The following is a 13,925-nucleotide window of genomic DNA, read 5'->3' as shown; positions in this document are numbered from 1 at the left end:
GTTTAATGTGAACGGACTCTATACATTCTTCTGCTGCAGACAGTTTAATACAAACTGGCTCTATACATTCTTCCGCCGCAGGCGGTTTAATGCGAACTGGCTCTATACATTCTTCTGCTGCAGACGGTTTAATGCGAACAAACTCTATACATTCTTCTGCTGCAGGCTTTTTTTTATGCGGTTCAATAATTCCGAAGCTGCAAGACATCCTAAGACTGCAACTGTGATGCGCAGTGCGTGATACAGTACGAATGGTACTGCTGCGCCGCCCGGTGCAGGGATTGTGATGAATTTTGATGCGATACGCTCGACAACTTCTAAGGCAAATATGTGGAAGGCGAGCAGGAAGATCGTATTTTTTCCGACATAGGCGATGAATCTGCCTGGGGCAGTATTTTCGATCAGTTTTCCAAACCAGATGCAGAGCAGTGAGCCCGTAAGTCCTACAATGATAAAGAATGGTACACTGAGCGCTCCGTAGATGCCGTATTCGCGGATGGACATGTTAATACCAGGATCAAGGTAGCTTGTCAGGATGTAGATAGCAAGCACTGCCACGATCAGTGGAATGTTCCATTTCTTTTCGAAAAACTGCGTTCTGCCAAGCAGAGTTCCTGCGATCATGAAGATGGTTCCAACACAGGCAAGATCAATGCTCCACGGAAGGAGTACCGGAATGTCAGCAAGTGCCATGGTGATCGCAGTTAAAACGATCAGCGTACCGATCAGGAACTTCTTATCCGCAAGGCAGCGGTCGATCACCAGATGATACACAAGACTTGCTGCAAAAAATGCTGTCAGATACCACATCGCACCATTTGCCACCGTAAACAGGTAAACGTTATCTGTTACAACGGTTGTATCATATAGGCAGTATCTGGAATAAAGTATCCCAAATACAGACTCTTTTGTCTCTGCAAATGTCCTTCCCATTAACGCATAGATTGCTAAAAGTACTGCACTGTAACCAAAATATGGTATCAAAAGGCGCTTTGCCTTGTGAGAAATATTTTCTTTATAACTTCTGCCTTCTTTATAAATATATCCCGACACCACAAAAAACAGCGGAATATAATAATTGATCAGAAAGCGGCTCAGTCCGCAGCTATGTGAAATGATGACAAGTAAAAGTCCAAATCCCCTTGCCACATCCAGATATTGATATCGTTTCATTGTTTACTCCTGTATCCAATCCTGTTTGATCAGTGCACGCTCCCACAGATACGGCTGAATCCTGTTCCAGATATCTGCCGCCTGATGAAACGTGGCATTTTTACCTGCAAGAAAATCGGAAAGGTCACTGCGCACTTTTGCGGGATCATCGATCAGGCTGCAGTTTGCAAAATCTGCCGATGCCACAGTATCTTCAAAAAACTCCCGGTATGGTCCACGCATCCAGTCAAGGATCGGCGCATTAAATCCCAGCTTGGTACGGCGGTAAGCAATCTCTTTTGGCATAAAAGACGCACCTGCATCACGGACGATCGATTTTGAAAAACCGCCATGAAGTTTTGAACGCCAGCCAATGGAAAATGCAAATTCCACGATCCGGTAATCCAGAAACGGCATACGGATCTCAACTCCGGCTGCCATACTGTCCCTGTCATAGTTACGTAAAAGTGTCGGCAGGATCGTCTCATGTGTGGAAACAAATAATGTTTTATTGAGATTATCCAGTTGGTTCCAGTTGGGATGATCCGAATATGCACTCTTTACAGTCTCCCTGCCGAGCAGTTTTTTGGCATGATATTTCAGCATATACTCGCGATAGAGTTTATTTCTCTGCTTTTTAAATGCAGCAGACTGCTGACTCACTCCATCTTCCGCATCCTGATTTAGATATGCAGTCGTGATCATGTCGATCTCTTCTTTTGTCTTTGCATCCGGGTACGCTTTTAATACGTCAAACCCATATCCCGCAAACAGTTCGTCCGCTGCATGCCCATCAAGGGAAACTGTGGTTCCAAGTTCTCTCTCTTTCTTGTAAAGTTCCATCATCGGCACCTGCGGATTGCCCCAGAGTTCCTCGAAACAGTATAGCTGTCGCAAAAACTCACGCTCAGACACTGCGGAATCGATATTCATAAAGGTGTGGCTGATTCCAAGAAAATCCGTAACCTGTTTTGCATATTTTGTCTCATCCTGTGCTGTTCCCGGAAAACATGCCACGTAGGCGTGCTGCCAGTCATTGTTGGTGCGCTCATCTGTCATATTCTTTGAAATATAAGACATCGCACAGATGACAGCAGAGGAGTCAAGACCACCGGAAAGTCCGGTACCAAGTGTCACGTCACTTCTCATACGGATCTTGCAGGCATCTAAAAACAGCTCACGAAACTGCTCTACCTGCTCCTCATAGGAATCCGGTACACAGATCAGATGGTCTAAGGTATTCCAGTAACGCTTCAGGATGATTTTCCCATCTTTTACCCATGCATTGTGCCCCGCCGGGAAACGTTTGATTCCACGGATCAGACACTCCGGCTGTGATTCATAATGGTTGTCCGCAAAATAACGGTCAAACATCGGCTTATTTGCCTCCACTTTCGGAAGTAACGGCAGAATAACTTTCATCTCCGATGCAAATGCAAAACCGCCATCCGGCAGTTCAGCATAAAATAACGGTTTTACCCCGAAACGGTCTCTGGAAATGAAAAGCTGTTTTGTCTGTTTATCCCAGATAGCAAATGTCCACATGCCATTGAAACGGTCCACGCATGCTTCACCCCACTCGCAGAATGAAGCCATGATCACCTCGGAATCACTGGCACTGCGGAATGTATATCCTTTTTTCTGTAATTCGTCCCTGATCTCGATAAAGTTATAGATCTCACCGTTAAATGTCATCCAGTAACGTTCATTGGCATAGGACATCGGCTGACTCCCGGCATTTGAAAGATCTAGGATCGACAGTCTGCGGTGTCCTAATGTCACACCGTCCTCCTGCCACAATCCATAGCCATCTGGTCCACGATGGATCATCGTATTTAAACATTTCATTGCCAGTTCCCGGTCTATCTTTTTATTGACTACACCGTAAATTCCACACATACTACTCTCCATTCCCGTGTGCGAAAAATTCCATTTTTCACACTGATCTCCATTCTTGTATAGTTACAAAAATTGTAACAATTCCATACTTTTATATCTCAAATTTATATTTCACAATTATTTCCGGTGAATCAGCCACAGATAACGTGTATTGGTTACCAGATAGCGTTTAAACAGTCTCTTCGGATCCTGCATGAGACGATACAGCCATTCTAAACTTAATTTCTGCATCCAGCCCGGTGCACGCTTAATATTTCCTGCATGGTAATCAAATCCGGCTCCAACACCGATCATCACGCCATTGACACGGTCTTTGTGTGCATACATCCACTTTTCCTGTTTCGGAGCACCTAATCCCACCCAGATAATATCTGCTCCGGACGCATTGATCTTATCCACCATTTCTTTATCCTCCTCTTCGGATAACTCACGAAATGGCGGCGATACCATTCCCGCAATCTGCAGATGCGGATATTTTTCCGTCAGTTTTTCTTTTAACAGTGAAAGCGTCTCTTCACTGCTTCCGTAAAAATAATGTTTCAGTCCGTTATCGCGTGCAAATAATGCAAGCATCAGATCCGGTCCTGTCACACGCTCTGCATCCGGGAATCCGTGTTTCCTGCTGTAACCGGAAAGTGGTCCGCCATCCGGCAGGACAAATGCCGCACCTGCCTGTACAGTATGATACTGCGGATCATCGTGCGCCATCACTGTCGTATGCACGTTTCCCACACAGATATACTGCCCTCTCAACTGCTCTATATTCTGCTCGATCAGATTTATGGTCTTTTTCATATCCGTCACAAGGATATCAAGACCTAAAATATTGCATGTCGTAAGTTCCATATTTTCTCCGTCCCTGCACTGTCTTTTCTAAATGACAGCATCTTTGTCAAAAACATTCCCGCATTTACTTGTGCACCGTCTCAAGCGGTATATTACCAATATACGATGGCAGTAAACTGAATGTACTATTATAACTTCCTAAAATCTTTCTGCACTTTGACAACGCAAGCATTTCAATAAATGCCTCCTCAATTCCCTCTTTCGAATCACGGTCGATCACATCCGACTGTGGGAAAATCAGTTTTGCGTCCGGCAGTAATTCTTTTAACTCCCTGCGCACTTCTTTATCATCGGTTGCTACAAAAAAGCTGGTGTCTGCTGCTGTTTCCAGTTCTTTTTTCATTCGTTCGGCAAAGAGTGCCAGCGGACTGTTTGCGATCGCCTCCGTATGATCGGTTCTTCTGACATGTACCCCCACACATTGCCCGGTCAGTTCCCGGAACAGATATGCACCCTTTTCTTCAATATTTTTACTTGGTTTTACAAAGGAATAACTCTCTGCTGTAACTTCGCAGATCGGTCCAAATGCCTTTAAATAAATAACCGGAGTCTGTTCGATCAGGCGGAATAATCCCTCATATCCTTCCCGCTCTTTGATTTTTTCCACCTCATCACACTCCAGAAAACGGTCTGCCGAATTTCTCCATTTCTTTTTGGCACGGTCTCCAAGTATCTGTGCTACCGGCTCTTTTTTGAGACCATTCTCACTGATCTCAACGACTTCAAACGGCAGATCAAATAATTCCTGAAAACGGATATTGCATCCGACTTCACGTTTCCACATCACGACCAGTTTACGGTCTAATTTCTTTGCCACTGCATAGGCAGATCCTAAACCAAGCAGCCTGTTTCCAAGCCCTGCACACGGTTCTATAATTATCATCGGTTCACTACTCATACGCTTTCCTTTTCTTTCCTTGTCACACTTCCGCCCTCTACCTGATATACCATATCACAGTTTTTAATGGTAGACAGACGGTGTGCTATGATAAGCATTGTCATTTTTCCCTGCAGGCTGTCGATTGCTTCCATGACAGCAGCCTCTGTTTCCGTATCCAGTGCGGAAGTTGCCTCGTCAAGAACAAGCACTTCCGGTCTGCGGTAAAGTGCCCGCGCAATACCGATACGCTGACGCTGTCCACCGGATAAGCGGACACCTGCTTCTCCGATCATTGTATCAAGCCCTTCATCCAGTGACTTCACAAATTCATCCAGCTGCGCCTGTTTTAAGGCTTCCCAGATATCTGCATCATCAATGCCTTCTGTCCTTCCAAATGCAATATTGTTGCGGATCGTATCGTCTAACATATAGATTGTCTGCGGAATATAACCGATCTTGTCATGCCATCCACGATAAGATTCTTTGATATCCATGCCATCTACCGTGATCTTTCCTGCCTGTGGTTTTAAAACTCCAAGGATCAGATCGACCATCGTGGTCTTTCCTGCACCGGATGGTCCAATAAATGCAACGGACTTGTTCTTTGGGATTGTCACATTTACATGGGATAATACAGCATCCTCTGTGTCCGGGTAATGGAAGGTCATGTCTTCGACTTTGATTTCTTTGTCCAAGGTTACTTTTTTGTAGTTTTCTTCTTTTTCTGTCTGGATCTCCATATCGCGGATCGCAGCGTACTCTTCGCCGATCTTGTGGATCACGACACCGTTATGGATGATCGATCCTAAATATTCTGACATTTTATTTGCCGAAGGAAGCAGGGCAAATGCTGCCGCTGCAAACACCGCAAGTGTTCCGACAAACTGCTCCGGGCTTGTGGAAGTTGCATTGATACGGACAACGATCGCTGCCATCATTCCTGTGATGCAGAGTGCTTCCATGATCGGCTTTGGAATGGAACTTAAGAAAGAGTTCTGTTTGATCACATACGTATAAAGACCGTTCTGCTTTACAAATTCCCCTTCAAAATATGCCTCACGGTTTGCAATCTTGATCTCTTTGATGCCACCAAACGCCTGCTGCATGCACTGTAAGATATTGGCATTGTATTTTCTTCTGTCATCACCGAAACGCGCTAAGGTACGGCGCAGTTTTTTCATAAAGATAAACACCATAATAACCATTGCAAATGCAACACCTAAAGTAAGCAGGGCATCTTTTACCAGTAGATATCCGACTAAGATCAGGCTGACACAGAGCTCTGACATAAGCTGAAGCATATTTAATACCGCCGCATAAAACATTTCCGGATCTGTATTGATATCACGCATCAGCTCTGCACTGTTATGATTCAGAAAAAATGTATAATCCCTGCTGATATAATATTTCATCATACGATCCTGCATCTCGCGCTTTCCATAATAGGAAAAACAATACAGCATATTATTGATGAAAATAATAAATGCATTTTTGGCAATATACACAATAATGATCAGCACACATAAAAATGTGATCAGCTGATTTGTATTCTGCATATGAAATCCATCATAAACAGAACGTATGATATCATTTTTTAATAACTGTTCCGGATTCATTACCGCTGTGATAAACGGGGATAACACAGAAACACCAAGCAGGCTGACGCCGGAATTGATCAGTATCAGAAACATCATTCCGACAAGTTTCCGCTTCTGTTTTCCGTCAAAAACTTTTAATACACTTTTTACCAAATCTTTCATTCTTTTGCCTTTCTTATTTTAAAATTATCCAGTTTTTCTGACACATCCGCTCACTTAAAAGATCATCCGGCATAATGACCGTCTTATCCGGATTCTGATTCAGATAAGCTGCCCATGTCGAAAATGTACTGTTTGACAATATCTGGTTCTGGCATGCTGCCATCAGGAAAAATTCGTCCACGTCAGAAAATTTTCCAAGCTGCGTGACAAACTCCAGCCTGTTTTCCATCTGACACACTTCATTTTTCAGCTGATCCCCGCCTGCTTCCTGTTTCTGACTTTCTAATATGGAGGCAAGTGCTTCCCTTGCACGCTCCATATCATTGGTAAACACGATATACCGCACACCCGGTTTTTCCTGTTCCATCCGCTCTATGGCATGTTTAAAATAAATACCGGCAGGTCCCATGATATCCCCGCCTCTGACGTGCACGGCGCAGGTTGGCGTCTTTTTGAACTCTTCCTGTAACTTTTTCACTGTCTCACTCTGCTCATAAGCCGGCGTCATCATCGCAGTGATCTCGTCTAAATATTCTTCAAAATAAGCAAGATGCTGCCAATAACCATACAGATATTTATCACGTATAAATTTTTTCTTATATACTCCCGGATCAATATCATTCACATCATAACGGTGGCCACGGTTATGATACACCTCGCGTTCTTTGATCACATGATATTTTAACGCACGTCTTATGTGCTTGTAAATCTTCTGACCTAAATTATGATTTGGAAATGATTCCTTTTTATCATATTTCAGATGAAACTTGTCAAGCTCAAAATCCCGCAGAGTGGAATTATCACATTCCGAAATATCAAGAAGCAGTGAATCGTTCTCCCGCCTTGCCTGGGCATAGCCGCAGGCATAATTAAACAGCTGGTTACCCATGCCGTCTCCAATTTTTACTGCTATCATTTCTCTGTTACCTCATACTTTTCTGTAATATCCGGTGGTTCAACTGCCCATATACTTCAATTTTTCTTTGCATACACTTTATATTCTTCATTTTCAAATACCTGCTGGTAAGAATATTTCTTTACAAATGACAAAACCACGTCCGTCTTTTCCGACGGTTTGTCAAGCGCTGTTTTATTAAAAACCACAAGCGGCATTGTTTTTCCGCCGCTGTCTGACTCTGCCGATGCATCAAGCTGCTGTTTTATCTCTTCTGCCGTGACATAATCTGTCTCGATCCAGCCGCCGCAGCCTGTAATATATGGTGCCCTTCCTGTCAGATAATGTAATATCGGAATTGCACCACAGGCAACCATTTTATCGCTTTCCCCGCCATATGATTTTATAAAGTTCACCACTTCTTCCATTGGCAGGACAATAGCTGTATCATACCTGATGCCACGCAGTTCATCAAGTGTAAACTGCTGCTTTTGTTCTTTATCTCTTACGTATGCCTTTGTCATATATAGACTCTGTGACGCAGTTAATATCACGCACCATATTGTGAATATAATCACAACAATTTTTCTATTGTTCTCTGACTTTCTGATTTTCTCTCCAGCACAGATCAAAATATATGGCAGAATATAAAACGCTTCATTACACAGATGTGTGATTCCCACATTTGAACCGATCGGCATCAGGACTGCAAGCGCACAGGATGCTAGTGTAAGTATTTTAAATTCTTCCGAAGTTTCTTTGTCTCTTAAGATCAGAACTGCACATACATACATCATGGCTTTTATCACTGCAACTGCATTCAGATAATCTCCAAGTACACGGTACAGGATCGATAATCCTGCAATCTGATCTGCGCCTAAAACTGCTCCTGCCAGCAAAAGCACTGCCACAGCGATCATACCATATCCAATAACCGGCGCAAGCCTTTTTATTTTTGCTGCTGCCAGATAAATAACATAGATCACGGCAAGTAACAACATTCCACGCACAGTTCCCTTGAAATTGATCACCACCATGTTGCCGATCGTATGTCCGTCATTTGAGTTTCCCGCATAGAGAAACATGTCTGCAACCATCTGAAAATAAGTGCTGATCCCACATGTTTTGTACATGAGCACAAGTCCTGCTGCAAGACTGCACAAAACACCTGCCACGCACCATAACACCTGACGTACAAAATATGCCACATCCTTTTTCCGGTAAAGATCATAAAAAAGAACTGCAAATACAGCAAATTGCAATAGGGAAGATATCTTGCAGAAAGAAGCCAGCATTAAAAATGCTGCTGCAAAAAAGAGCATCCATGACTTTTTATCATTGACCGCCCGGATGAGAAAATACAATCCCGTCAGTGCCATAAATGCAACTGCCGTATTATAAATAAAGAAATGAAAATTACATTTTGCAAACACCATAGCAAACGCAAGTGCCGGAAGTATCAATGTATCCCTGCGATATCTTACATAGAGCCGGTAAGACAAGAAGCAAAGATAAAAACAGACTGCTGCCCACGCAGCCTCCATACCGATATATGCCGGTATATGCAGCACTTCAAATAATCTTAACAGACAGCCGCCTAAAATATTCGTCAGAAACAAAGGAAGATAAGTACTGTCCATATCTGTAAAACAAAAACGATACTGATTCAGATTAAAACCGACATCGCTGACATCAATGCTGTAATTCCAGCCCGATAATGGCAACAGCGGAATCAGTGCGATCAAAATGATCCAGCCAAATTTATATGTTCGTTTCATAAAAACCTCATTTCCAAGCTCTTTTCTACTAACTAACCATACTTTTTCAACAGCCTGCAGACTATACTCCGGAATAAAGCATAGCTACCATTACAATACCGTAAACAACACAGAGCGCCATCAGCACCTTATCATGTAAAAGCACCTCAACCGGATCTCCCTCAGAATTGCCCTCAACCGTCAGACTATATTTCATGCAGATTAAGATCACGATCGGTACAGTCCACATTGCATATTTCATTCCTGCATTGGTAATATCCTTACACCATAGAGCATAAAATGTATTGAGCAGGGCAAGACACATATACATGTTCTTGTCGAGAAAATCTCTCGTATAATATTTAAGTACCTTCCTCGTATCCCCGTCTTTTTTCTTCTGCAGTTCGTTTCGTCTCTTTCCAAGGCTGAAATAAAATGCGCCGGAAAGTACAGTCAGATACTGCCATTCAGATACTTCCGTTCCAGTCAGCACTGCACCAAAGAGTACACGGAGCAAAAATCCGGAAGCAAGGATGGTCACATCCAAAAGCGGTACATCCTTAAGTCCCATACTGTATGCCACATTAATAAACAGATATAACAGCACAAGTGTATAACTGCCTGCTGTTGCATCTGATACTGCCAGTAAAACCATTGCCACGATCAGAATGACTGCCATCAGTATCACAGCATGCACCGGTGTGACTGCGCCGGAAGCGATCGGACGTTTTTTCTTCGTCGGATGCATCCGGTCTTTTTCCGCATCCCTGATATCATTAATAATATAGACAGCGGATGTGACCAGCGAAAATGCGATCATTCCAAGTAATGTTGCCATAAATTTCCGGCGGTCTGTGAGATTGCCGCTGAAGATCAGCGGCATAAAAATCAGTATGTTTTTGATATAATGATGTACTCTCATAAGATATAAATATTTTTTCATCCAATCGTTCCTTAATTCATTTCATAATCAGACAATTTTACAATGATCGTATCGTCGATAACCTGAATGGAGCCATCTGCAGGATAAGCCGGCATTTCTTTCACCGCTTCTCTCTGCATCCAGCTCTGAATCTCCTCATAAGTGCCATAATATGGTGAAAATCCAAGGTAGTCAGACATCAGATACAGCAGTGAATTATACCCTAAATTAGTATCTGCTTTTCCACCAACGATAAACGTATCACCGATCAGGCTTCCCATACTGCCTGTGCTGTCTGAGATCTGTGTTCCAACCACGATCACAGCTTTATCCTGGGAATAATCCTCCACACTGCGTATTTTTGTGATCAAAGTCTGTACATAGGAAAAATCATGATATTTCGTATATTCAAGTGCCATATAATTTCCATTTGCATACCAGACAAACACAATTACCAATGCTGCTGTAAGCAGTGCCGATACCCAGCCTGCTATACTCTTAACCGGTGCCTGCAGTTTCAGGTTCCACAAACATGCATCCATCCAGAGCAGGAAAAATATAAAGAAAAATACAACCGGATATGCCATCAGTGTATAACAATAAGAATTCGGTGCCATCACATAGATCAAAAACATTGCTGCCGGAAATACCAATATGCCGCACAGAGCAATTACCTTATTTAAATATTCCTTTTTCTTTAAAACCAGATATGCTCCGATACCAGCTGCAAATAACAGCCACATCACTTTGATCAGACGTTTTATGGTCCGGTTATAGTTAATCCCCATAACATCCGAATATCCCAGATCAAAAAACGAAGTATAACACTGCTTCACTGCATCAATGAGCTGCGTAAACGTGATCTTTCCCATCGTATCGCCACCCTGATAACTCGTAAGCTGTATATGCGTTACTGCAAGTACTGCCTTATTAATAAGAAAATAAACTACAATACCTGCTGCCATCACAACTAAAAATCGGACGACCATAAGAAAAAATTCTTTCCATTGTGTTTTCTCTTTTATGCCGCCAAATCCTGCCTTTAAGACCACTACCATAAGCAGGATACATACAGTATCCGGAAAATATGCCTGATATACACCCAGTGAACAGGCAGCCATTAAAACTGCTGCTATGTCTGCAATGATATTTTTCGGATATTTCACAGTCAGCCACGCAGCAAGCACGCTGAAAAATATACCGATCGCATAATAAAGTGACAGAAACATAAAAAAATACATGGACACAACTGCCGGAAATACCGTCATAAGTCCTCCGATAAGTCCTGCGGTCAGCCTGTTTTTCACCTGAAAGATGGAAACGATCATTCCTGCTGATAATGCAAGGAACAAAAGTGCAAAGATCCCGTTAAAAAGAGGCAGTGAATAAGAACCTCCAAATACCGAATGCATAAACCGTCCCATCCAGTTTAACAGCCATCTTCCCTGTTCTGTGCTAAGTCCGATACCTCCGGGTGTATTTGCAAGTTCATCATAGTTATATAATTTATTGGTGAACTGATACAAATGTGCTGCAAGCCCTGCCACAAACGCAGCATAAAAAGCTGTCTTTACCGCTCCCGAAAGATTCCGGTACCACTCGGTCAGATACTGATCCGGCATTTTCCATTTAATCGTATTCATAACGTTTTCCTCTATCTGTTACTTTCTCAACTTCATTTACTCTTTATTGTATCAAATATATATAGTGAGTGTCAAACAGTAGATTCCTCTGCCTGTTCCATTTTTCTTGACACCGCAGGAAGCATTGTTTATGATGTTTATATCTATGTACTGCAATCAGAAAGGAGTGTTCTTAAGATGGGTACGATCCTCGGAGCCTCTTATTATCAGTTAAAATACTGTCTGCGCAACAAACTGCGGCAGGCAACAGATGACTCAGATTTTCTTTACCGGCATTATGTCGGCAAACCGTTCTATGATACGGATACATTAAATAAATATACGGCAGACCTGATCCGTTTCGGCAAACCGTTTATGATGGGACGTTTTGGTGCTGTCGAACTTTTCAACATGCGTGTGGATGAATTTCACATGGAATCCAAAAAAGAAAAAGCCTGCGAACAGCTTTTTACCTGCGCCGGCTTTTTCCCAAATGATCCTGCACTTCTTCCCCGTTTTAACGATATCATGAAAGATGCCTGCAGGCAGACGGATATTTTAGGATTATGGCAGAATGCATGCGAGGACTATTATATCCGCAAATACTGTAAAGATTTAAGCGCAACATGCCGCCTGATCTCTTTAGAGCCATGGCGCAGCAATAATCCATGGTCTGCTGCCCTTGCCGGGAAAAAGGTACTTGTCATTCATCCATTTGAAGAGTCGATTCAAAGTCAGTACAGACACTTTGATAAAATTTTTCCGGCTACAGACATTCTGCCTGAATTTGAATTAAAAACTTTAAAAGCAGTGCAGACCGCAGGCAGTGCTACAGATGCGCGTTTTGCCACATGGTTTGACGCGCTCGATTATATGTGCAGGGAATGCGAAAAAATCGATTTTGACATCGCCCTGCTCGGCTGTGGAGCTTACGGTTATCCATTAGCTGCCCATATCAAAAAAATGGGAAAACAGGCAATTCATCTCGGTGGATGCCTGCAGATATTGTTTGGTTTAAAAGGAAGACGCTGGGACGAGGAAGAACCGGATATCGTTGCCATGTATAACGATTACTGGCATTATCCGATGGCAAGCGAAGTACCGACCGGAAGCAGCGACGTAGAAGGCGGCACTTACTGGAAAAAAGAATAATAAGGGGGACAATTATTATGAGTAAGATTATTCCTGTTATGGTTCACCATGAAACCGGAGAAAAAGCACAGGCTGCCGGAAAAAAGAACCAGGAATATTTAAAATACTGTATTGCACAGGCAAAAAAATATAATGAAAAAGTTGTTTTGTTAGGCGATGAATACAACAAAGCCTGGTGTGACGACTGGCATAATGCGAATGATTTCATCACTGAAAAATGGACAAAGTTCCACTCTGTTTTTGAAAATCTTTCTACCTATCCGACTGCGTGGGCAGAAGGAATCTTCAAACGTTTCTTCCTTATATTAGAGTATTTAGAGCGCAACTCCTTTGAAGAATGTGTCATCATCGACAGTGATGTTCTGCTTTATTTAAATGTCAGTGAATATGAACCGTTCCGTCACTGCAAGGTAGCTGCCGAGACTCCGCTTTTACAGGATTTTGCAATGCTTGAAGAAGGTAACGGTCTAAAATGGAAAACCTGCGCAGGATTTTCCTATTTTACCACGGAAGGTCTTCGTGAATTTACGGATTTCTGTATCGATATGTATGCAAATCATAAAGATATCCTGATGAAAAAATGGGATGTCCACCGCAAATTCGGCATGTACGGTGGTGTCGGCGAGATGGCATTGCTACACCTTTGGGTTTCATCTCTTCCGGAAGGCGAATATTTAAACCTGTTACAAGACGATGCGAACCACAGCGTATTTGATAATTCTGTCGGCGAATCTTCCGGCTACTTAGAACACCAGTATGAATATATCAAACGCTTAAGTGTGAAAAATCTTCACTGGGAAAACGGCAGACCTTATTGTTATACGATCGACGGACACGAAAAAACCTGGTTTTTGAATCTTCACTTTGTTGATATCACAAAAATCTTCATGGAAGGAATCTATGAAAACCAGTCTTATTCCGCGCATGCCAAGTTTGTGACCTATATGTTAAAATGCCGCGGCAGGCTTGCGGATATCAAACACGGCAATACAAAGTGGCAGCAGAAACTAAAGATCAGACGCAGCCAGAAAGCATGATCT

Annotated in this window: 11 protein-coding genes; 2 read left to right on the top strand and 9 right to left on the bottom strand. The window is 42.7% G+C overall.

Annotated elements, in window-relative coordinates:
- Positions 1-144 precede the first annotated feature (144 nt).
- The 9 genes from H8S51_RS04610 to H8S51_RS04570 form a co-directional block, all read right to left on the bottom strand.
- Complete coding sequence (locus tag H8S51_RS04610) at positions 145-1,173, bottom strand: acyltransferase family protein (RefSeq protein WP_186900128.1); 1,029 nt, start codon at positions 1,171-1,173, stop codon at positions 145-147.
- 3 nt (positions 1,174-1,176) lie between these two features.
- Positions 1,177-3,051, bottom strand: coding sequence for an asparagine synthase (glutamine-hydrolyzing) (asnB, locus tag H8S51_RS04605; protein ID WP_117920986.1), 1,875 nt, complete (start codon positions 3,049-3,051; stop codon positions 1,177-1,179).
- 117 nt (positions 3,052-3,168) lie between these two features.
- Positions 3,169-3,897 (bottom strand): WecB/TagA/CpsF family glycosyltransferase, encoded by a 729-nt coding sequence (locus H8S51_RS04600; protein WP_186900127.1) that lies wholly within the window; start codon positions 3,895-3,897, stop codon positions 3,169-3,171.
- 64 nt (positions 3,898-3,961) lie between these two features.
- A complete protein-coding gene (locus tag H8S51_RS04595) occupies positions 3,962-4,795 on the bottom strand; it encodes an O-fucosyltransferase family protein (protein WP_117920988.1) in 834 nt (277 codons plus the stop codon).
- Positions 4,792-6,537: an ABC transporter ATP-binding protein gene (locus tag H8S51_RS04590; protein ID WP_186900126.1), complete on the bottom strand. Its 1,746-nt coding sequence runs from the start codon at positions 6,535-6,537 to the stop codon at positions 4,792-4,794. The genes H8S51_RS04595 and H8S51_RS04590 overlap by 4 nt, the downstream gene beginning before the upstream one ends.
- A gap of 13 nt (positions 6,538-6,550) precedes the next feature.
- The gene (locus tag H8S51_RS04585) at positions 6,551-7,453 is read right to left on the bottom strand and encodes an alpha-1,2-fucosyltransferase (RefSeq protein WP_186900125.1); all 903 of its coding nucleotides are present in this window, start codon (positions 7,451-7,453) and stop codon (positions 6,551-6,553) included.
- 56 nt (positions 7,454-7,509) lie between these two features.
- The gene (locus H8S51_RS04580) at positions 7,510-9,210 is read right to left on the bottom strand and encodes a hypothetical protein (protein WP_186900124.1); all 1,701 of its coding nucleotides are present in this window, start codon (positions 9,208-9,210) and stop codon (positions 7,510-7,512) included.
- 61 nt (positions 9,211-9,271) lie between these two features.
- Entirely contained in the window at positions 9,272-10,132 is an 861-nt protein-coding gene (locus tag H8S51_RS04575; RefSeq protein ID WP_118210155.1) for a UbiA prenyltransferase family protein, read from the bottom strand.
- An 11-nt stretch (positions 10,133-10,143) separates the two neighbouring features.
- Positions 10,144-11,754, bottom strand: coding sequence for a glucosyltransferase domain-containing protein (locus H8S51_RS04570; RefSeq protein ID WP_186900123.1), 1,611 nt, complete (start codon positions 11,752-11,754; stop codon positions 10,144-10,146).
- Positions 11,755-11,931: 177 nt separating this feature from the next.
- Here H8S51_RS04570 and H8S51_RS04565 point away from each other — a divergent pair, with 177 nt between their 5' ends.
- The gene (locus H8S51_RS04565) at positions 11,932-12,885 is read left to right on the top strand and encodes a hypothetical protein (protein ID WP_186900122.1); all 954 of its coding nucleotides are present in this window, start codon (positions 11,932-11,934) and stop codon (positions 12,883-12,885) included.
- A gap of 17 nt (positions 12,886-12,902) precedes the next feature.
- A complete protein-coding gene (locus tag H8S51_RS04560; protein WP_117920995.1) occupies positions 12,903-13,922 on the top strand; it encodes a hypothetical protein in 1,020 nt (339 codons plus the stop codon).
- Positions 13,923-13,925: the final 3 nt, after the last annotated feature.

Origin of the sequence: Roseburia rectibacter (genome assembly GCF_014287515.2) — a bacterium.
GTDB classification, from domain to species: Bacteria; Bacillota; Clostridia; order Lachnospirales; family Lachnospiraceae; genus Roseburia; species Roseburia rectibacter.
The sequence above is the reverse complement of the archived record's forward strand: the minus strand, read 5'-3'. Positions and strand labels throughout refer to the sequence as shown.

What these genes read in the sequence shown, in the direction of transcription:
- H8S51_RS04610 (WP_186900128.1), bottom strand. Translation starts at nt 1,173, where the DNA reads ATGAAACGATATCAATATCTGGATGTGGCAAGGGGATTTGGACTTTTA.
- H8S51_RS04585 (WP_186900125.1), bottom strand. Translation starts at nt 7,453, where the DNA reads ATGATAGCAGTAAAAATTGGAGACGGCATGGGTAACCAGCTGTTTAAT.
- H8S51_RS04600 (WP_186900127.1), bottom strand. Translation starts at nt 3,897, where the DNA reads ATGGAACTTACGACATGCAATATTTTAGGTCTTGATATCCTTGTGACG.
- asnB (WP_117920986.1), bottom strand. Translation starts at nt 3,051, where the DNA reads ATGTGTGGAATTTACGGTGTAGTCAATAAAAAGATAGACCGGGAACTG.
- H8S51_RS04570 (WP_186900123.1), bottom strand. Translation starts at nt 11,754, where the DNA reads ATGAATACGATTAAATGGAAAATGCCGGATCAGTATCTGACCGAGTGG.
- H8S51_RS04565 (WP_186900122.1), top strand. Translation starts at nt 11,932, where the DNA reads ATGGGTACGATCCTCGGAGCCTCTTATTATCAGTTAAAATACTGTCTG.
- H8S51_RS04575 (WP_118210155.1), bottom strand. Translation starts at nt 10,132, where the DNA reads ATGAAAAAATATTTATATCTTATGAGAGTACATCATTATATCAAAAAC.
- H8S51_RS04580 (WP_186900124.1), bottom strand. Translation starts at nt 9,210, where the DNA reads ATGAAACGAACATATAAATTTGGCTGGATCATTTTGATCGCACTGATT.
- H8S51_RS04560 (WP_117920995.1), top strand. Translation starts at nt 12,903, where the DNA reads ATGAGTAAGATTATTCCTGTTATGGTTCACCATGAAACCGGAGAAAAA.
- H8S51_RS04590 (WP_186900126.1), bottom strand. Translation starts at nt 6,537, where the DNA reads ATGAAAGATTTGGTAAAAAGTGTATTAAAAGTTTTTGACGGAAAACAG.
- H8S51_RS04595 (WP_117920988.1), bottom strand. Translation starts at nt 4,795, where the DNA reads ATGAGTAGTGAACCGATGATAATTATAGAACCGTGTGCAGGGCTTGGA.